17 protein-coding genes are annotated in these 20233 nt (G+C 51.2%); 15 read left to right on the top strand and 2 right to left on the bottom strand.

The window, feature by feature from the left end; genetic code table 11:
• From TJ79_RS12815 to TJ79_RS12795, 5 genes are all read left to right on the top strand, one after another.
• Positions 1–1674, top strand: coding sequence for a response regulator transcription factor (locus tag TJ79_RS12815; RefSeq protein WP_040950712.1), 1674 nt, complete (start codon positions 1–3; stop codon positions 1672–1674).
• Between the two features lie 103 nt (positions 1675–1777).
• The gene (locus TJ79_RS12810; RefSeq protein WP_040950711.1) at positions 1778–3457 is read left to right on the top strand and encodes an extracellular solute-binding protein; all 1680 of its coding nucleotides are present in this window, start codon (positions 1778–1780) and stop codon (positions 3455–3457) included.
• Positions 3458–3551: 94 nt separating this feature from the next.
• Positions 3552–4451 (top strand): ABC transporter permease, encoded by a 900-nt coding sequence (locus TJ79_RS12805; protein ID WP_040950710.1) that lies wholly within the window; start codon positions 3552–3554, stop codon positions 4449–4451.
• Positions 4452–4464: 13 nt separating this feature from the next.
• Positions 4465–5346, top strand: a complete 882-nt coding sequence (locus TJ79_RS12800; protein WP_040950709.1) for a carbohydrate ABC transporter permease — start codon at positions 4465–4467, stop codon at positions 5344–5346.
• A gap of 97 nt (positions 5347–5443) precedes the next feature.
• The gene (locus tag TJ79_RS12795) at positions 5444–6478 is read left to right on the top strand and encodes an endo-1,4-beta-xylanase (RefSeq protein WP_052339553.1); all 1035 of its coding nucleotides are present in this window, start codon (positions 5444–5446) and stop codon (positions 6476–6478) included.
• Between the two features lie 90 nt (positions 6479–6568).
• Here TJ79_RS12795 and TJ79_RS12790 read toward each other — a convergent pair whose 3' ends face one another.
• Entirely contained in the window at positions 6569–8485 is a 1917-nt protein-coding gene (locus tag TJ79_RS12790) for an LTA synthase family protein (protein ID WP_052339552.1), read from the bottom strand.
• A gap of 302 nt (positions 8486–8787) precedes the next feature.
• On the opposite strand from TJ79_RS12790, the gene TJ79_RS12785 reads away from it, so the two are divergent.
• The 9 genes from TJ79_RS12785 to TJ79_RS12745 all read left to right on the top strand — a co-directional run bounded on the left by TJ79_RS12785 (position 8788) and on the right by TJ79_RS12745 (position 19033).
• The gene (locus TJ79_RS12785; RefSeq protein ID WP_040950708.1) at positions 8788–9339 is read left to right on the top strand and encodes a hypothetical protein; all 552 of its coding nucleotides are present in this window, start codon (positions 8788–8790) and stop codon (positions 9337–9339) included.
• A gap of 223 nt (positions 9340–9562) precedes the next feature.
• Positions 9563–9922, top strand: a complete 360-nt coding sequence (locus TJ79_RS12780) for a phasin family protein (protein WP_040950707.1) — start codon at positions 9563–9565, stop codon at positions 9920–9922.
• A complete protein-coding gene (locus tag TJ79_RS12775) occupies positions 9922–11595 on the top strand; it encodes an ABC1 kinase family protein (protein WP_040950706.1) in 1674 nt (557 codons plus the stop codon). Before TJ79_RS12780 ends, TJ79_RS12775 begins: the two co-directional genes overlap by 1 nt.
• Positions 11596–11613: 18 nt before the next feature.
• Positions 11614–12846: an aminopeptidase gene (locus tag TJ79_RS12770; protein ID WP_040950705.1), complete on the top strand. Its 1233-nt coding sequence runs from the start codon at positions 11614–11616 to the stop codon at positions 12844–12846.
• Positions 12847–13119: 273 nt separating this feature from the next.
• Positions 13120–13599: a MarR family winged helix-turn-helix transcriptional regulator gene (locus tag TJ79_RS12765; RefSeq protein WP_040950704.1), complete on the top strand. Its 480-nt coding sequence runs from the start codon at positions 13120–13122 to the stop codon at positions 13597–13599.
• 9 nt (positions 13600–13608) lie between these two features.
• Positions 13609–15342: an ABC transporter ATP-binding protein gene (locus TJ79_RS12760; RefSeq protein ID WP_040950703.1), complete on the top strand. Its 1734-nt coding sequence runs from the start codon at positions 13609–13611 to the stop codon at positions 15340–15342.
• A complete protein-coding gene (locus TJ79_RS12755; protein WP_420319389.1) occupies positions 15339–17255 on the top strand; it encodes an ABC transporter ATP-binding protein in 1917 nt (638 codons plus the stop codon). Before TJ79_RS12760 ends, TJ79_RS12755 begins: the two co-directional genes overlap by 4 nt.
• Positions 17256–17515: 260 nt before the next feature.
• Positions 17516–18394: an ROK family protein gene (locus tag TJ79_RS12750; RefSeq protein WP_040950702.1), complete on the top strand. Its 879-nt coding sequence runs from the start codon at positions 17516–17518 to the stop codon at positions 18392–18394.
• 54 nt (positions 18395–18448) lie between these two features.
• Entirely contained in the window at positions 18449–19033 is a 585-nt protein-coding gene (locus TJ79_RS12745) for a putative ABC transporter permease (RefSeq protein WP_040950701.1), read from the top strand.
• Between the two features lie 107 nt (positions 19034–19140).
• Here the strand turns inward: TJ79_RS12745 and TJ79_RS12740 are convergent, their stop codons facing one another.
• Positions 19141–19356, bottom strand: coding sequence for a hypothetical protein (locus TJ79_RS12740; protein ID WP_040950700.1), 216 nt, complete (start codon positions 19354–19356; stop codon positions 19141–19143).
• Positions 19357–19538: 182 nt separating this feature from the next.
• Between TJ79_RS12740 and TJ79_RS12735 the strand changes: the two genes are divergently transcribed.
• Entirely contained in the window at positions 19539–20222 is a 684-nt protein-coding gene (locus TJ79_RS12735; protein ID WP_162162953.1) for a dTMP kinase, read from the top strand.
• The last annotated feature ends 11 nt before the right edge of the window (positions 20223–20233 follow it).

The following is a 20233-nucleotide window of genomic DNA, read 5'->3' as shown; positions in this document are numbered from 1 at the left end:
ATGTACCGGTTGCTTGTTGTTGATGACGAGGCGATTATTGCCGATGGATTGTCCGAAGTGCTGCAAGGCGTGCCGGATCTTGAGCTGGACGTATATAAAGCCTATTCGGGATATGAAGCGATCAAGCTGTTCGAAAAGACGCGTTTCGACATCGTGTTGACCGACATTCGAATGCCGGAGATGGACGGGTTGGAGCTGCTGCAGAATATCCGGACCATGTGGCCCAAGTGCCGCGTCATCTTCCTGACTGGCTACCATGAATTCTCGTACGTGTACTCGGCGATTCAAAACGATTGCGTCAACTATCTGTTGAAAACCGAGGGCTACGACAAAGTGATCGAAACCGTCGCCCGGGCTATTTCCGATATCGAGGCGGAGTGGCGTGCAGAGGCGCTGCTGGTGCGAGCCCGGGAACAATCCGAGAAGGCGAAGGAATTGCTGCGCAAAGATTTTTTGTATGGGGTGCTGAACGGTCGTATCGATACCGGAGAAGTGAACCGGCAGCAGTTTACAAACCTGGATATTCCGCTCTGCGCGGGAGATCCTGTGCTGCTTTTGCTCGGCAGAGTGAATCGTTTATCCGATTGTTCTACGTATTCCGATAAAATCAATCGGCTCTATCGCGTTAGTGCCGTCGCCCGTTCTTATTTGGCATCGCACGCTGCGATTGTCGATTTTGTCCATGAACAATATGACCTCGTCTGGTTGCTTCAACCGCTACAAGCAAGCGAAGATGACCCGGTGCCGGGACAGGTTGCATGGTCCAGGCTATTGACGTTTCTCAAGGGCAGTCTGGAGCTGGTGCAGGCGGCCTGCAAGGAATCGTCAGGTTTGGAGCTGTCTCTTGTGCTGGACGACGACCCTGTGGCTTGGCCGGATTCTGCGGAACGATTCGCTCAACTTCATACGTTGATGAACTATCGCATCGGCCGATCACATGGGCTGCTTCTCGATAAACATGCGGCAAGACGAGACCGGAATATGGAGAACCCGATTTCGAACAAACTGCGCGTTCGGCCGGCTGTGCTGGACTTGCTTACCGAAGGGCTTGAGAATGGCAGGAAAGATGATTTTCATAAAATGCTGAACGAAGCCACTGCCGGGCTTCGAGAACTGAATTCAATGCACCACATGCAAGCACAAGAGTTGTACTATTCCATTGCGATGGTTCTCCTCTCGTATATGAATCGGTGGCAGCTGTCGGAAGAGGCGAATGCGGCAATAGGGCTTCGCAAGCTGATGCGTCCTGCCGAACATGAATCGTGGCCGGCCGCGATTGCTTATTTAGTCAAGGTCGGAGACGTCCTGTTTCATTTGCAGAACCAAGAAGAGGAACGGCGAGCGAACTCGGTCGTCTCGACCATTCAAATGCACATCCAGAATCACCTGCACGATCCCAATGAGATTTCCCTAGTCAGGCTGGCGGATCTGGCTTATTTCAATCCCTCCTACTTGTCCAGATTGTTTAAGCAGGTGACCGGAATCAACTTGTCCGAATATATCGCGGAAGTCCGCCTGACAAGGGCAAAGCGGCTATTGGAGGATCCCAATCTGAAAATACAGGAAGTCGCTGACCGGCTCGGTTACGGCACCGCGACGAATTTTACCCGTTCGTTCCGAAAGGCTACCCAAATGACTCCTCAAGATTACCGGGTGTCGCTGGCAAACAAGTAAACGCCTGATCGGAATGTCAACTCATGAATATTGTTGTCCCTTGGCGGTAAGCGCTATCATTAAATTGTAACAAGAACATCACTAACACTCAGGGGGACGAACGATGAGTATTAAACGCAAAACCAATATGGCCGTTGCGTTGACAATGGCAGGCGTGCTTGTGTTATCAGCATGCGGATCCAGCGACAAGAAGGATGAGTCAAAAGGAACCACGGCTCCTTCGAACCAGCCTGCCGCCACTGCTACTGCTGAACCGAAATTGGATATCACGGCTAAATACGAAACACCTATCGATGTTACGGCTTGGCGGTATACAGAGGCTTCGTATAAGTATGAAAACGGCGATACTATCGACAGCAACATTTATACGAAGGCTTACTTGAATGATCTTGGAATCAACCTCAAATACAAATGGACGGTTCCGATCGAGCAGTTCGAACAGAAGATGAACGTATCGATCGCATCTGGCGATTTGCCGGACATTATGTGGCTGACGAATAAGCAACTGACGGATTTGGCCGACAACGACATGCTTTATGATTTGACGGACCTCTACGAACAATATGCATCGTCAACTACTAAGGAAATTCTGCAACAGGACCAAAAGGCCTTCGATACGGCAAAAATCAACGGTAAATTGATGGCTATTCCGAAGACGGCTTCGGCGGTAGACGGCCTTCCGATCCTGCATATCCGGACGGATTGGCTGAAAAAGCTGAATCTGTCCGAACCCAAGACCATGCAGGATGTCGAGAATATTGCAAAAGCCTTCGTCACGCAAGATCCGGACGGTAATGGCAAAGCCGATACGATCGGTCTCGGATTGACGAAAACATTTCTGACGGATAACCATTTCGGTACTGCGGGCTTCTTCGCCGGCTTCCATGCCTATCCACAGAAATGGGTAACGGATGACTCCGGAAAACTCGAATACGGCAGCATTCAACCGGGTACCAAGGCAGGCTTGCAGTTCCTGCAGGATATGTATAAAAACGGACTTCTGGATGTTGAATTTGGTGTCAAGGACCGCGCCAAAGTGACTGAATCGGTTGTCAGCGGCAAACTTGGCATGTTCTACGGCGGCATGTCCTCGCCGGGCTCTATTATCCAGGACAACGTAACGAATGACCCCAATGCTGAATGGAAGGCATTCTCAATCGTGTCCGCTGATGAAGTGAAGGCGACGCCGATGGGCAAAGTGCCAGTACAGCTTTATTACGCGGTCAGCAAACAGTCCAAGCATCCAGAAGCCATTATGAAATTGCTCAACTTCAGCATGCAAGGCTACGCTCCTGACGCTCCGGCAGATACGGGCTTCGGGTTCAGTGCAAGCGGTATCGCAGTATATTTGTATAACTTCATCGGAGCCGAGCCGGCAATGAAAAACCTGAACGCGCACCATAACGTATTGAAGGCCTTGGAAACGAAAGATCCATCCACGCTGTCGACGGAGGAGAAAACGTACTACGACAAGATTGTTGACTATCGTGCGGGTAACCGGGCTAATTGGGGACAAGACCGTATCTTCGGCTCGCCAAGTAGCTTCGATGTTATCGATCAGTATGTGAAGGATGACAACTATAAGCTCGACAGCTTCTATGGCGGGTCGACACCGACGATGGTCGAGAAGATGGCTTCCCTTAATAAAATGGAAGAAGAAGTATTCACCAAAATCATCATGGGACAATCGATCGACACCTTCGACAAGTTCGTTCAAGATTGGAAGAACCTTGGCGGGGAGCAAATTACCAAAGAAGTCAACGAATGGGCAGCCAAACAGTAAACTAATCGCGCTTCGATAACAAACAGGTATCGAGCGATGGGGAAAGCGTTTAATGGCTTTCCCCATCTTTTTCTAGCAAACAGGAGGTGCCATCATGTCTTGGAAGAAAAGAATGCAGGAGTTTCCCCTGCACATCATGTTATTACCGGGTGTCATCCTCACGCTGCTGTTCAGCTACGTGCCAATGGCTGGGATCGTCATGGCTTTTCAAAAGTTTCAACCGTCTAAGGGCATCTTTCATTCGAAATGGATCGGACTCGAAAACTTTAATTACATGCTGGATTTGCCGAACTTTACAAGCGTTTTATGGAACAGCGTGTATATTGCCGTGTTGAAAATTATCGCGGGCTTGATCGTACCGATCATTGCCGCGTTGCTGCTTAATGAAGTTTCAAAAGCCTTTTTCAAGCGGACGGTACAGACGATCATTTACTTCCCGCACTTTCTGTCCTGGGTCATCCTCGGAGGCATTTTCATCGACATTTTGTCGCCTTCAAGCGGCTTAGTCAATGAATTCCTCGGTTTTTTCGGCATCAAGCCGATCTTCTTCCTCGGTAACGAACATTGGTTTCCGGTTACCCTCGTGGTTTCAGATACCTGGAAAAACTTTGGTTACGGTACAATCGTTTATCTGGCTGCGCTCACGGGCATCGATCAAAGCTTGTACGAAGCAGCAGTCGTCGATGGAGCGGGCCGTTGGAAGCAGACGCTGCACGTTACGTTGCCTGGGATGATGCCGATCATTACACTGATGACCGTACTTAGTCTGGGGAACGTGCTGAATGCAGGGTTCGAGCAAGTGTTCAACTTGTATAGCCCGATGGTTTACAGTACAGGGGATATCATTGATACGTTTGTCTATCGAATCGGACTCTTGGATGCACAGTATGGTGTGGCAACGGCAGTCGGACTGTTCAAGTCGGTCATTTCCTTCGTGCTGATCGTATTGTCCAATAAGCTTGCCAACAAGTACGCTGGTTACCGGGTTTTCTAAGGGGGGATAACTAATGCACAAACCTACGATGGGACGTAAAGTATTTCTCGTCGCCAATTACGCCATATTGATCCTTGCTGCTCTGCTGTGCATTTTGCCGCTTATAAACGTGCTGGCGATTTCGTTTAGTTCGAAAGCAGCGGCAGCTGCCGGCTACGTGAAAATGTGGCCAGTCGATTTTACCATCGCTTCTTATAAATACGTGCTCTCGAAGCCTGAATTTCTGACTGGGTTCTTGATCTCGCTGAAGCGGGTTGCGATTGGCTATACCATCAGCATGCTGCTGACGATCTTAACGGCATATCCGCTTTCTAAGGAACGGACTTCCTTTAGAACACGGCACATCTATGCTTGGTTTTTCATCGTCACCATGTTATTCAGCGGCGGCTTGATTCCGACGTATATGACGATCAAGGAACTGCATTTGCTCGATAAGATTTGGGCACTCGTACTTCCAGGAGCCGTTCCGGTTTTCAATGTTATTTTGCTTATGAACTTCTTCCGCAATTTGCCAAAGGAGATTGAGGAGGCTGCATTGATCGACGGAGCTGGGCAATGGCGGATTCTGGCGAAAATCTTCTGCCCGCTCTCGTTGCCGGCGATCGCGACAGTTACGTTGTTCACGGTGGTTCAACATTGGAATTCCTGGTTCGACGGTCTGATCTATATGAATTCTCCGAAAAATTATCCGCTGCAAAGCTATTTGCAGACGATTATTATTACGCCGGAGCTTAACGCGGTCTCGAGCAATGAACTGGTGGATATGAGCGAAGTATCCGACCGTACGTTCAAAGCGGCGCAAGTTTTCCTGGCGGCATTGCCGGTACTAGTGGTCTATCCGTTCTTGCAGAAGTACTTTATGAAAGGACTTGTCATGGGCAGCGTGAAGGGTTGATCGCTTGCCAGACAGGAGCAAGGACAGGAGCAAACATAGACCCAGCGGGCACTTTTGCCGCAAAGATACCGAGGATCTCGGATGGGGAGGAAATAAGATGAATATCAATAAAGAGCCAGTTCAGCAACCAGCTGAATGCCTCAATGAAATCCCATCGCTGCACAATGCTTTTGCGGGGTATTTTCCGATAGGGACCGCCGTTAACCCCGATGTCCTGCAATCGACGGGATCGCTTATCGCCCGTCATTACAACAGCCTGACTTGCGAAAATCACATGAAGCCGGAAGAACTTCAACCGGAAGAGGGCATCTTTACCTTCGATAAGGCGGATTCCATTCTGGCCTTTGCCAAGAGACATGGCATGCGCATGCGGGGACATACTCTTGTTTGGCATAATCAAACGCCGGATTGGGTGTTCCAAGGGCGGGACGGCAATCCCGCTTCACGGGAACAGGTGCTGGCGCGGATGAAAACCCACATCGACACCGTCGTTTGCCGCTACCGAGGCGACGTGTACTGTTGGGATGTGGTGAACGAAGCGATTAATGATAAAGAAGGCGAACTTCTGCGCCGAAGCCGTTGGTTGGAATCCGTCGGCGAGGATTATATCCAAAAAGCTTTTGAGTTCGCCCATGAGGCCGACCCGAATGCCCTATTATTCTACAACGACTACCACGAATCGGAACCGGTAAAGCGGGAACGCATGTATACGCTGGTGAAAAGTCTGCTCGACCGCGGTGCGCCGATTCATGGGATCGGGCTGCAAGCCCATTGGAATATCTATGACCCTTCTCTCGACTTGATCAAGGAAGCCATCGAGCGGTTTGCTTCCTTAGGTCTTCAACTCCATATTACTGAGATGGATCTCCCAATGTTCAAAGAGGACGACAAACGCAGGGATCTTACAGCCCCGTCCAAAGAAATGGTGGAGCAGCAACGGCTGCGGTATGAACAAATTTTCGATTTGTTCCGTTCTTATAAGGATGTCATCACGAATGTTACGTTCTGGGGGGCGGCCGACGATTATACGTGGCTTGATTATTTTCCGGGAAAAGAGCGCACCACTTGGCCAATGCTGTTCAACCATCAGCATGAACCGAAGCCATGCTTCTGGTCGGTTATAAATAAGTAGTTCGCTATCATGAGTAATATCCAAAAAGCGACCGATTTAGGTCGCTTTTTGGTTGTTTAATGAAACCGATGGAATGAAACGATTTCAGTGTCAATCCGCAGGGCTTTCATTTTTCTCAACAGATTGGGCGTTTGGATTCTTCCCCCGATCCGGCAGCCGACGGACGTAGCTGTCGGACAGCTTCAAAAGCCGCAGCGCCGCCTCATAATCCGATTGCAGCGCCTCGGCGCCGTCGTTGGTGATTTTCAGCGGATAGGAAGTCCCGTCCTCGAAGGCCACGCCCGGAATAAATACCGCATCGTCCCCGATAAAAGACCCCGTAGGCAAGTAATACCGTTCCGGCAAAACATTATGCTTCTCATTCAGGATATCCTGGCCGAAGTGCAGGTGTCCTTCCAGCGATACGCCCAGCAAATTGGCGACGGTAGGCAGCACGTCCACTTGACCCCCGGTTTGTTCTACCGTTTGTGGGGGGACACCGCTTGATAAAATCATCAGCGGGATATTCATCATATCCGGATAGCTGTACTCATGACCAAGGGCATCTTCCATCAGTTTCTTGTCATCATGCTCAAGGGAGTAGATGGGCAAGCCCATATGGTCGCCGTAGATGACGATCAGGCTGTCGTCCCACATCCGGTTTTCCTTCAGCCCTTCGATGAACTGGCCGAGGGCGTGATCGGCGTAATGCTGTGCTTGGATATAGTCGCCTACCAGCGTGTTGTCGTAGCTTTTCGGCAGCTTCAACAGCTTCTTGTCTTCTGGTATGGTGAACGGATGATGAGCCGTCATGGAGATGATTTGCGAATAGAACGGCTGGCTCGATTGCTCCTTCGTTTTAAGTTCCTCTAACGTTTTCGCATACAGCACATCATCGGAGGCGCCGAAGAAAACCTCATCGCTGCTGCCGAAAAACGCCTTGTCGTAATACCGATCGAACCCCAGAGCATCGTATAATTCACCCCGGTTCCAGAATTCCACAATATTCGTATGGAAAGTTGACGTCGTGTAGCCGTTTTCCTTCAGCAGCTTGGGCAAGCTGGGCAGCTTTTTGTAGGCGTAGCTTCCGGTAGCCGCTCCCCGGTAAGGGATGTAATATGAGGTGTTGACGATAAACTCGGCGTCGGACGTATTGCCCTGCCCCACTTGATGATAAAAATTCGGAAAATACAACCCTTCTTTCGCCAATTTGTTCATCGTCGGGGTGATTTCCATTCCATCCACCGTTAGACCGATGAGAAAGTTTTGGAAGGACTCCAGTTGGATGATAATAAGATTTTTCCCCGCATCGATTCCGAAGTGCTCCCCATTTTGCTGACCGGAACCGGACCCTTTTTTCAGGTTGTCGATCACCGGCTGGCTGATCTCCGAGACGGGCACCAGATCCTCCGGTTTCTCATCGGAAAGGATGGTATAGGCTTCGTAGCCGAAGATGCCCATCCCTTCCGCCTTTTTGATTTCGCTCATACTGGCCCGGTTCGGCAGGATGTTAAACAGACAGACGGCCAGGGAAAAGATGAACAGCGTCATGACGACGCTTCGTTTTACTTTTATCGCCCCATGCCGTTTCCAGGCTTTTCGTCGCTTACCCCGCAGAAAAAAATAACCCAGCACCAGAACGTCCGTGAAGATCAGTAGATAATAAGGTTGGAGCAAGGAGAAGACGCTGTTGCTGACGGCGGTCACCTGATTCACCTGTTGCAGCGCGTGATAGGTCACAACGACCCCGTAATATTTGTAATACATGATGACGGCAAAAAGCAGCCCGGTAAGCGCCAGGTTCACCCCTTGGTAAATCACCAGCTTATGCCGCGAGGAAAACCATTCCACGAAGCAGAATATAATCCAAACAAAGGGGATTTCCGTGATGAGCGTCCTCCAGGCCATTCCATTTTCGAAAATGACGGCCCAGGCGAGAAAGCTTTTGAACAGGAGGAGAAGGGAGAAAAAGACGAAAGGCTTGGTGATGAAGCTGCGGATGCTTTGGGCATTTGGCAGCAAGCTCATGGTTGACGCTCCTTTCGGAAAAAAGAACAATGGACCTTTCTAGTATGCGTCACCGGATTGTTTTCCTTTTAATCTGAGCCTTTGTATAATATTGGAAGAATGTTATTACTCCTGTGGCTTTAACCGATAGCAAAAACCATACTGTGACAAAGACATTTACCTATATGGGGAACTTCAACTTCAATCCATACCATTAGTTGGCGGACAAGCCTTGATTATGCCGATGTTCCAAAAGGGTAAACAGCAAGGAGGGGTGTTCTGAACTGATAGGGACTAAGATAACCTGAGAGAGAGGGCGTACGATGATTACGGGGAAAAGAAGGATCATGATCCTTCTCATTATCATAGGGATTAGCATACCGTCAGCAATCTTGATTTATTCGCGAAATACGGGCCACGATAAAGTCACACTCATTGGGAATCATTTATCAAAACAGTACAAGGCAAAAACACTTATCAAGATTTTTGACAACCAAGAGATTTACGATAAAGAAATCGTCGGATTCACTATAGTAGAGGAAGAACAAAAGTGCGCGTTTGCCGTGATGCAAAATAACGGTCATTCAAACTATAAATTAATAAAGTTAATTCCTTTTGAAAAGTTGATAACTCGAGCAAGTGATATTTATATTCAATATATCGACTTGTTCGACGAGAAAAATGAAATCGTTCCCTACTTAGTTGTCCTAAGTTTGAATGCCGACTTATCAAAAATAGAAATGACGGTAAAGGACGGGAAAACAATCGATAAAGAAATCGATGCCAATCCTTCACTCACTTTGATAAAATTGCCCATTGAAGATTTTACAGGTGAATATTTATTCTATGATCGAATGGGCAATCTTATAAAATAGTATCGTTAAACGTGGTTGATCAAGATCGCTAAAGGCCTCGTTCTCTCTACTGTGGAGTGCGGGTCCATTTTTGTGCTGACTCGTTGATATTTGAAGTGTCGATTGTTTTCCTTTTAATCTAAGCCCTTGTATAATATTAGCAGAATGTTAATACAGCAAGACGCGGGGATCTGCCCCTCATGAAAAGGGTTTTGTGAACATAATGAACTGGAGGGAATAAGAGATGAGCGATTTTATCAAAAAAGCCCTGTCCTTGGGACTCGGCGTGACAGCTGTAAGCAAAGAGAAGGTTCAATCCTTTGTGGATGAGTTAGTGATGAAGGGCGAGCTGGGTCAAAATGAGTCCAAGGATTTGGTCAACAATCTGATTGCCAAAGGGCAAGAGCAGCAGTCGGAGATCATGCGCATGGTCCGCGAACAGGTGAAAAAAATCCTGGTGGAACTGGACGTCGCCACGAAACAGGATTTGCTCGATCTGGAAGCCAAGCTGTCCGGCACCGCTCCAGTTTCTTCCGATTCATCGGCAACAGACGCGTCTGCCTCTTCCGAGTCCGCGAATAATCCGGAGACGACGAACCCGTAATGGTGAAAATGCGGCATACGAACCGCTACCGAGAAATTATCGTGGCCCTCGCCCGCCACGGATTTGGATATATGGTAGAAGATATAGGGCTTCTCAACCTGATGTCCCTGCCGGTCAAATGGCTCCGCAAGCAGGAGCGGGAAGAGAATACCAAAAGCATGGGCGAGCGAATCCGGCTTGTCCTTGAGGATCTCGGACCGACCTTCATTAAGCTGGGCCAGCTCTCCAGCACCCGCAGCGACCTCATTCCGGAAGACGTCATACATGAGCTGCAGAAGCTGCAGGACCAGGTGCCGCCTTTTCCTATTGAAGAAGTGCGCCATATTGTCGAGTCCGAGTTCGGCAAGCCGATGGAGCAAGTGTTCCGCAGCTTTGAGGAAGTTCCGCTGGCTGCTGCGTCCATCGGCCAGGTGCACCGGGCGCAGTTGCTCACTGGCGAACTGGTCGCCGTTAAAGTCCGCCGGCCTAACGTGGACAAGATCATAACCCTCGACCTGGAAATCTTGCGGGATTTGGCTGCCATGGCCGAAAAACGAGTGGAGTGGATCGCCCGCTTTCAGGTGCGCAGCATATTGGACGAGCTGTCCCGTTCCATGCAGGAAGAGCTGGATTACACCCACGAGGGAAAAAACTGCGACCGCATCGCCGAGCAGTTTAAAAATGACGCCACCGTGCTCATCCCGAAGGTGTACTGGGAGCACTCCACAGCTAAAGTGCTGACGATGGAATTCGTCGAAGGCACGATGCTGAACCAACTGCGGACGTTGAAGAACCAAGGCCACGATCTGAAAAATATCGCTGAACGCGTCGTCAACGCTATGTTCCAGCAAATTTTCATCGCCGGCTTTTTCCACGCTGACCCGCACCCAGGGAACGTGATGATCACCAAGGACAACCGGATCGCATTCGTCGATTTCGGTTTGACCGGTTATTTGAACGACGAGATGAAATACCACCTCAGCTCGCTGCTCATTGCCCTCATGCGTAAAAGCAGCGATGCCATCATCCGCGCCATCCTCCATTTGGGCCTCGTTTCGGAAGAGGTCAACATGGTGCTTTTGCGCAAGGATTTGGACATGCTAAGAGATAAATATTACAACGTGCCTTTTGCAGACGTCAGCGTAGCGGAGGCCATGCGGGAGCTGTTCGGCGTCGCTAACCGCCATCATATTATCATCCCGACGGACATGACTTTACTCGGAAAAGCTCTGCTCACCATGGAAGGCATTACCCAGGTCATCTATCCCGAGCTCAGCATGGTACACCTGGCCGAGCCCTTCGGGCGGAGGCTAATCCGGGAGCGGCTGCATCCGGAACAGATGACCAAGCGGGCATGGAGGACCACAGCCCAGTTTTTCGAGGACATCTCTGGACTGCCCCGGCAGGCCAGCCAGTTGGCGCGGCTTGCTCGAGCCGGCAAGTTGAAGGTGGAGATCGGCATCCCTGAGCTGGATGTCCTACTGAAGAAAATGGACCAAATCAGCAACCGGATCTCCATCAGTATCGTGCTGCTGTCCTTCAGTCTTATCGTCATGGGCCTGATCATCGCATCGTCCGTCGGCAAGGTGCCGATGCTGCTGCACCATTTTCCGCTGATCGAGGTCGGTTCCTCGGTGGCGGGGCTGATGTTCTTGTGGGTGCTGTACTCCATTTTCCGAACCGGACGGTTATAAAAGAAGGAGCGATTACCGATGACATTTGAGCGGCAACTAGAAAAATACGCGGATTTGATCGTGCAAGTGGGCGTCAATGTCCAACCGGGGCAGGAAGTGTTTCTCTATGGAGCGACAGCAGAATCCGCCGCCCTTGTGCACCTTCTGGCAGCGAAAGCTTATGAATGTGGGGCAAGCAACGTTCATGTCGATTGGAACGACGAAATACTGACCCGTCTGAAATATGAAAAGGCGTCTGACGATGTGTTCTCCCGTTTTCCGGAGTGGGAGACGGCGAAGCGCAACGCCTTCGTGGACAACGGCGCGGCTTTTATCGCCATCACCTCGCCGAATCCCGATCTCCTCAAGGGCATCGACCCCGGGCGGATCGGAAATTACCAAAAGGCGGCCGGCAAGGGGCTTGATTATTTCCGCAGGGCGGTTCAAGCGGATAAAGTAAGCTGGACCGTCGTCGCCGCCTCCACTAAAGATTGGGCGGAAAAGGTATTTCCCGATGCAACCGGCCAAGAAGCGGTAGACAAGCTGTGGATGGCCATCTTCAATTCTGTTCGGCTGCAAGCGGAGGATCCGGTTCATGCCTGGAGAGAGCATAACGCTTCCTTGGGTAAAAAAGTGGATGAGCTGAACGCCATGCGTATCCGCAAGCTGCACTATAAGGCTCCGGGCACTGATCTTGTCGTCGAACTGAACAAAAAGCATGAATGGGTAGGGGCCGGAAGCGTGAACGAGAAAGGCGTGACGTTCATGGCCAATATGCCTACGGAAGAAGTATTCACCGTGCCGCAGAAGGACGGGGTGAACGGATTCGTTTCCAGCACGAAACCTCTTAGCTACGCCGGTAATCTGATCGATGGGTTCAAGCTTACTTTTGAGCAGGGACGCATCATCAAGGTGGAGGCGGAGCAAGGACAAGAGATTTTGCAGCGGTTGGTGGATTCTGATGAGGGTTCGCATTATTTGGGGGAAGTCGCTTTGGTTCCCCATGAATCCCCGATTTCCTTGTCCGGGATCTTGTTCCTGAACACGCTGTTTGATGAAAATGCATCCAATCACCTGGCCATCGGCAGCGGGTACGCCTTCAATATCACCGGCGGCAAGACCATGACCCCGGAAGAACTGGAGCGCCATGGCGTCAATGAAAGCATCACTCATGTCGATTTTATGATCGGGTCGGCGGAGATGGATATCGACGGGATTTTGGCCGACGGTTCGGTGGTTCCGGTCTTCCGCAAAGGGAACTGGGCATTTTGATTTTAATGGTAAGCATAGACTAACAAGGATGAAACACCCTCCGGGAAACGAACTTATGCCGCAAGGCAGGTCGCCCCTGAGGGTGTTCTTTTTGTAGTTGCCTGTCGGAATAGTCACTCTATTTGTTTATATTCCGTTTACATAAAGGGATTATAACGGAGTAAGCGAGGTCTTCTTTTCGACAAAATTTAGATAGTTGACAGCTAAAGGATTAAGCGCGTATGATGGGGATACTTAGTCGGCTAACTAAAAATACAAGGAGACAAAGAAAGGATGACCCCAACTTCCAACGATTCCATTTCACGTCTTTTCTTTCAGGTCATACGGCTGCATTATCAGCGCAATCAAATGTTGTTGGATACCGTCGGTTTATATCCGGGGCAGCCGCCTCTTTTGGTCGCTTTGAGCAGGGTAGACGGTTGGAAACAGAAGGAGCTCGCCAATCTGTTGCACATTAAGGCTGCTACCCTTACCGTCATGCTGGGTCGTATGGAGAAGAGCGGGTTCATCGAGCGCCGCCAGGATCCCAATGACCAGCGGATTTCCCGGGTGTATTTAACAGATAAAGGGAGGGACGTATGCGTAAAGATGCAAGAGGTGATGCAGACTTTGCGGGATGAATGTTTTCAGCATTTTTCGCCGGAGGATACGCTAACCATGCAGAGGCTGTTTGGGCAAATGCGAGACAATTTGGCACAAGCAGTCGGTCTGGAAAGGCCATTCAAAACCGATGGATGTAACGGACAGGAGTGAGAAAAAGAGATGCTTAAGCTTTATCGCAATTTAAAGCCGTACGCCTGGATTGTGGTGATTTCGGTGATTTTGCTGTTCATTCAGGCGATGACGGAGCTTTACCTGCCGACCTTGATGTCGGACATCGTGGATAAGGGTGTCGTCGGGAAAGACATCCCCTACATTTGGCGCATCGGCGGCTACATGCTGCTGGTAGCGGCAGGGGGGGCTATCTGCAGTATTCTGGCTTCTTATTTTTCGGCCAAAACCTCAATGGGCTTCGGCCGAGATTTGCGGCGGAAGGTGTTTTCCCGGGTGGAAAGCTACTCGCTGCATGAAATTGATAAGATCGGCACCGCTTCGCTGATCACCCGTACCACCAACGATATCACCCAAGTGCAGCAAGTGACGTTGATGATCATGCGGATGATGATCATGGCTCCGATCATGTGTATCGGCGGCATCATCATGGCCGTATCGAAGGATGCGGAGCTGTCGCTGTCTTTCGCGATCGTCATCCCCGTCTTGGCTTTGGCGATCTTCTTGATCGCTCGCAGAGGGATTCCATACTTTAAAATCATGCAGGTCAAAATCGACAACCTGAACCGGGTAGTCCGGGAAAACCTTATGGGCATCCGTGTTATCCGAGCGTTTAACCGCACGGACCGGGAAGTCAAACGGTTTACGAAAGCGAATGAAGAATTGACGGATACGGCAATCCGCGTTAATAAAATCATGGCCCTTATGATGCCAGTCATGATGCTGGTGATGAACTTTTCATCCATCGCGATCATCTGGTTCGGGGGAATCCGTATTGATAACGGAGACATGAAGGTTGGCGCCTTGATGGCTTTCTTACAATACGCCATGCAGATCATGTTCTCCCTCGTCATGATGTCCATGATGTTCGTCATGATTCCCCGGGCTCAAGCTTCCGCCGCTCGGATCAACGAAGTGCTGGATATGACGGCGGAAATCACCGATACGAACGCACCGAAAACGACCGGCTCGAAGCGGGGCTTCGTGGAATTCCGCAACGTTTCCTTCAGCTATCCTGGCGCCGAAGAAGCGGCGATCCGCAATATCACGTTCTCGGCCAGTCCCGGCGAGACGACGGCGATCATCGGCGGTACCGGTTCCGGCAAGTCGACGCTAATCAGCTTGATTCCCCGTTTCTACGACATCGATAATAATGGCGGACAACTGCTGATCGACGGCGTGGACGCACGGGAGCTAACTCAGGAAAATCTGCGCTCCAAAATCGGCCTCGTGCCACAAACGGCGGTGCTGTTTACCGGCTCCATCGCGGAAAATATCCGCTACGGCAAAGAGGACGCGACGGATGATGAAGTGCGCTATGCGGCCCAAGTAGCCCAAGCCGCCGATTTCGTCGAGTCGATGCCGGAGGGCTTTGGTTCAGAGATCGCCCAAGGCGGCGGCAACCTGTCCGGCGGCCAGAAGCAGCGATTGTCCATCGCCCGCGCCTTGGTGCGCAAGCCGGAAATATATATTTTTGACGACAGCTTCTCCGCTCTCGACTTTAAAACTGACGCCAGACTGCGTGCGGCTTTGAAGAAGGAGACGGGAGACGCCACCGTGCTCATCGTCGCCCAGCGGGTGAGCACGGTTATGGATGCGGACCGCATCATCGTGCTCGACGACGGGGAAATCACCGGCATGGGCACGCATAAACAACTGATGGAGACCAGTCAGGTATACCGTGAGATCGTGTCTTCGCAGCTGTCCGAGGAGGAGATCGCATGAGCAAGCCTATGAGCGGAGCACCCGCAGGCGGACGTGGCCCGAGACGCGGACACGGCGGTCCCGGCGGACACGGCGGCGGTCCTGGCGGCCCCATGATGAGACCGACGGAGAAAGCGAAGGATTTCAAGGGAACCATGAAGCGGCTGATCCGCTATTTGAAGCCCCATCAATACCGTTTGTTTTCGGTGTTCCTTTTGGCGATTGTCAGTACCGTGTTTTCTATCTATAGCCCGAAAATTATGGGCAAGGCGACCACCCGGCTGTTTGAAGGTCTGATGGCTAAGTTATCGAAGGTGCCGGGAGCGAAAGTCGACTTTGATTACGTCGGCAATATCATGCTGATTTTGATCGGGTTATATATCCTGAGCGCATTGTTTAGCTACCTGATGCAGTACATCATGGCCGGAGTCGCTCAGCGGACGGTTTACGATCTGCGTCAAGAAGTCAACGACAAACTGAACCGGCTGCCGTTAAAATACTTCGATGGCCGTACCCACGGCGAGATTTTGAGCCGGGTCACCAACGATATCGATAATATCAGCAACACCCTGCAGCAAAGTTTGACGCAGCTTATTACATCCATCGTGACGTTGATCGGCGTCATTGTCATGATGCTCACCATCAGCCCTTGGCTCACTTTGATCGCCATCGTGACGATTCCGGGCAGCGCCTTTATCACCAAGATCGTGGCGTCCAAATCCCAAGGCTATTTCAAAAGCCAGCAAACGGTGCTGGGCGAGTTGAACGGCCACGTAGAGGAAATGTACACCGGCCACAAGATCGTGAAAGCCTTCGGCCGCGAGCAGGAGTCCCTGGACCATTTCAATGAAGTGAATGAGAAGCTGTACGAGTCCGGTTGGAGAGCTCAATTCGTTTCCGGCTTGATCATGCCGCTCTTAAGCTTCGTCAACAACATCGGTTATGTGGCCATTTGCGTGGTCGGCGGCATTTTCGTCACTCACGGCAGAATCACCATCGGCGATATTCAGGCGTTTTTCCAATATTCCCGGATGTTTACCCAGCCGATCGTGCAAACGGCGAATATCGCCAACATCCTGCAATCGACGGTGGCTTCCGCCGAGCGGGTATTCGAGCTTCTGGATGAGCAGGAACAGATTCCAGAAGTGGTGGCGAGCCTGGTTAATGAAGAGCAAGAGGTGGTACATGCAGGCGAAGTCCATTTCGAGCATGTGCAGTTCGGCTATGATCCGGAAAAGCCGCTGATCAAAGACATGAACATCGACGTCAAGCCTGGACAGACCGTGGCCATCGTCGGTCCGACAGGCGCCGGCAAAACGACACTCGTCAACCTGCTTATGCGCTTCTACGAGATCGGTAATGGACGCATCTCTGTGAACGGAGTGGACATCCGCGACATGAAGCGAGGCGATCTGCGCACGAAGTTCGGCATGGTGCTTCAGGATACCTGGCTGTTTAACGGCACCATCCGCGATAACATCGCTTACGGCAAAGAAGGCGCGACGGAGCAAGAAATCATCCGCGCTTCCAAAGCAGCCTTCGCGGACCACTTCATCCGCACCCTGCCGGATGGCTATAACACGATCTTGAATGAAGAAGCGTCCAACATCTCCCAAGGGCAGAAGCAGCTACTGACCATCGCCCGGGCGATTCTGGCTAACCCCAGCTTCCTCATTCTCGACGAAGCCACGAGCAGCGTCGATACCCGGACGGAGATGCACATCCAGCAGGCGATGGTCGCCCTCATGGAAGGTCGCACCAGCTTCGTCATCGCCCACCGGCTGTCGACCATTCGCGACGCAGACCTCATCCTTGTCATGAAGGAAGGCAGCGTCATCGAGCAGGGCACCCACAAACAGCTTCTGGCCGACGGCGGCTTCTATGCCGACCTGTACAACAGCCAGTTTTCCGAGGCGGAAGTCGTTGCGGGGTAAGAATAGAAAGTTGGGTTTACAGCTAATAAATAACCGCCAATCCACTTGGGTTGGCGGTTTGTTTTTTTTTGTGGCCAATCCTGATAGATGAAAATATTGGATTTATTCTATCGTTTTATCTGTTCACGTTGTTCACTGTAGAGCGCGCCTCATATATGCCATACTTCGCGGCGAAAGTTGTCATGCACAGCTCTTAACCTTCCATCGGCTTTGTGTTACACTTTACCAAGTGATTACGCTTACTTGAGGGGGAAAACACGGTGCAAATCGCGGCTATCGAAGCGGGCGGTACGAAGTTTGTGTGCGGGATTGGAACGGATAAAGGCGAGATCTTGGAGCGGGTGAGTTTCCCGACAACGACGCCGGAGGAAACGATGGCGCAGGTGGAGGCTTTTTTCCGTGGAAAAAGCTTTGCGGCCATGGGCATCGGTTCTTTTGGACCGGTGGACCTGGACCGTACTAGCTCGACTTATGGGTATGTGACGACGACGCCAAAGCCCTATTGGAACCAGTTTGATCTGGTAGGTGCAGTGCGTAAACATTTTGATGTGCCGGTGGGCTTTGATACGGATGTAAATGCGGCTGCTCTAGGCGAAGCGGAGTGGGGCGCGGCGAAAGGACTGGACAGTTGCCTGTACATCACCATCGGAACCGGTGTTGGAGCCGGAGCCGTAGTGGAAGGTAAGCTGCTGCACGGCATGCTGCATCCGGAGATGGGCCACATTTTGGTCAAGCGCCATCCTGAGGATTCTTTTGCAGGCTTTTGCCCTTATCACGGCGACTGCCTGGAAGGCATGGTAGCCGGTCCCGCTGTGGAAAAGCGCTGGGGTCGTAAGGGACACGAGTTGGAGCATGAGAGCAAGGTGTGGGAGCTGGAAGCTTATTACATCGCCCAATCGCTCATGACCTTCATTCTTACCTTGTCCCCGAAAAAGATTATCCTCGGCGGCGGAGTCATGAAACAGCGTCAACTGTTCCCGCTGATCCGGCAAAACGTCAAGGAACTTCTGAACGGGTACGTGCAAAAAGCGGAAATTTCCGAAGGGTTGGACACTTACATTGTGCCGCCGGGTCTTGAGGATAACGCCGGTCTTTCCGGTGCAGTCGTGCTGGGACTACGGGCATTAGAACAGAAGTAACATGCGAATAAGCGGCGGGCGAATGATCGCGGCAGATCAAAACCATACTAACAGATGATTCCACATCTGAGAGAAGGTTATCTGCTGATGAATCTGTTCGCCCACGATGCGTTAAATGGCCTGGCCTCGTGGCAGGCTTATTTTTTTTATTTCATGGTGTATTCCTTTGGAGGGTGGCTTCTGGAAAACGGGGCTAGTCTTATCGAGAAAGGGCATCGCAAAGAAGATTTCCTCAAAGGCCCATTCAAGCCGATGTACGGATTGGCGCCAATGGTGATCATTTTCCTGCGGGATGCGGGAGTGTCGTGGGCATGGCTTGTTCCCCTGCTGTTTATCGTCCCAACAGCGGTAGAGTATGTAAGCGGCGCGCTGCTCTTCAATTTGTTTCATAGGCGATGGTGGGATTATACCGGGCTCCCTCTTCAGATCAACGGCCATATCTGCCTCATCTATACGGCGATCTGGGGTGTCTTATCCCTGATCTGTCTCCTTGTTTTGCAACCTGGGGTTATACGGCTGTATGACTGGGCTGCCTCGGTCTGGAGCTACTTAGTCTTTCCGGCGGTATTATTCATGCTGGCGGATCTGGCGGTTACGGTGCGTTCTTTCCGTAGGGGTGCGCGGCTCGCTGGGGCTTAGGACAAACGAATACTGTTGCTGCGATCGTGAAAAAAGACCGTCCCCACGCCAAATGGCGCGAGCGGCGGTCCTTGCTTTTGCTTCTGCTTGTCCCAAAACCGTCCGGTTTAAGAGCCGCCGGTGCGTCTGCGCTGGTTGTTGGGCTTTTTGTTGTTTTGGTTCTGCATCTTCTGCTGGTTGGCAACCGCGCCGAAGCCGCCGGATTTGCCTGCGGCTTGGTCTTGCTTCTTCGCCGCGAGCTTTTGTTTGATGGCATCCTGCAGGCTGACTTTCTTCCGTTCGGAGGCTTCCTCTTCCGGTTGTTGGTTCTGCTGGTCAGTCATGTTCGACACACCCTTTTATACGAAAAGTTGATCTTATTATACCTTATTTTGTCCATTATTGGTAACATGCTGAGTGAGACCGTGCAAACCGGGGGAAAGGGAAATTCCGTCATTCCTTTGCATTGTGTATAATGGGAGAAAAATGAGAATTCACCGCATGGATTATGATAAGCAGGTGCGGTGTGGCGAAGGAGATCTTCATGAAGGGCAAAATCATGGTGCTGGAAGGCATCGACGGCAGTGGTAAATCAACGCAGGCGAAAATGGCTGCGGATTATTTTGCGGATAAAGGCGTTCCGGCCTTGTATTATAAATTTCCCCGCTACCAAGAAACGTTTTTCGGCAAGGAAGTGGCGAATTATTTGAACGGGAAGTTCGGCGGGGTGGACGAGACCCATCCCAAGCTGTCTTCGCTGCTTTATGCGGGAGACCGTTTCGAGAAAAAAGGGTTCCTGTTGAAGGAATTGTCCAAAGGCACCGTCATCGTGCTGGACCGGTACGTCACTTCCAATATCGCCCATCAGGGGGCCAAACTGCCCGAGGAGGAGTTCGCGGACTTCAAAGTTTGGGTAGAGGAACTGGAGTATGGTGTTTACGGGCTGCCAAAGCCAGCGCTTACGGTTTTTCTGGACATGCCGCCGGGGGTGACGGATTCCTTGGTGGACAAGCGGGTTCCACGGGAATACACCCATATGCAAAAGGACATTCACGAAGCGGATAAAAGCTACCTACACCGGGTATATGATGCTTACCGCGTTATGGCCGCCGGCGCCGGTTGGGATACGCTGGTTTGCCATGAGGAGAACCGTCCCCGCACCGTGGAAGCGATCCATCGGGACATTATCGCGCGGCTGGAAAAAGAGTAACGATTGCGGGG

Origin of the sequence: Gorillibacterium massiliense (assembly GCF_000455485.1) — a bacterium.
GTDB classification, from domain to species: domain Bacteria; phylum Bacillota; class Bacilli; order Paenibacillales; family NBRC-103111; genus Gorillibacterium; species Gorillibacterium massiliense.
Note: the sequence above shows the minus strand (reverse complement) of the source record. Positions and strands in the feature narration are given on the sequence as shown.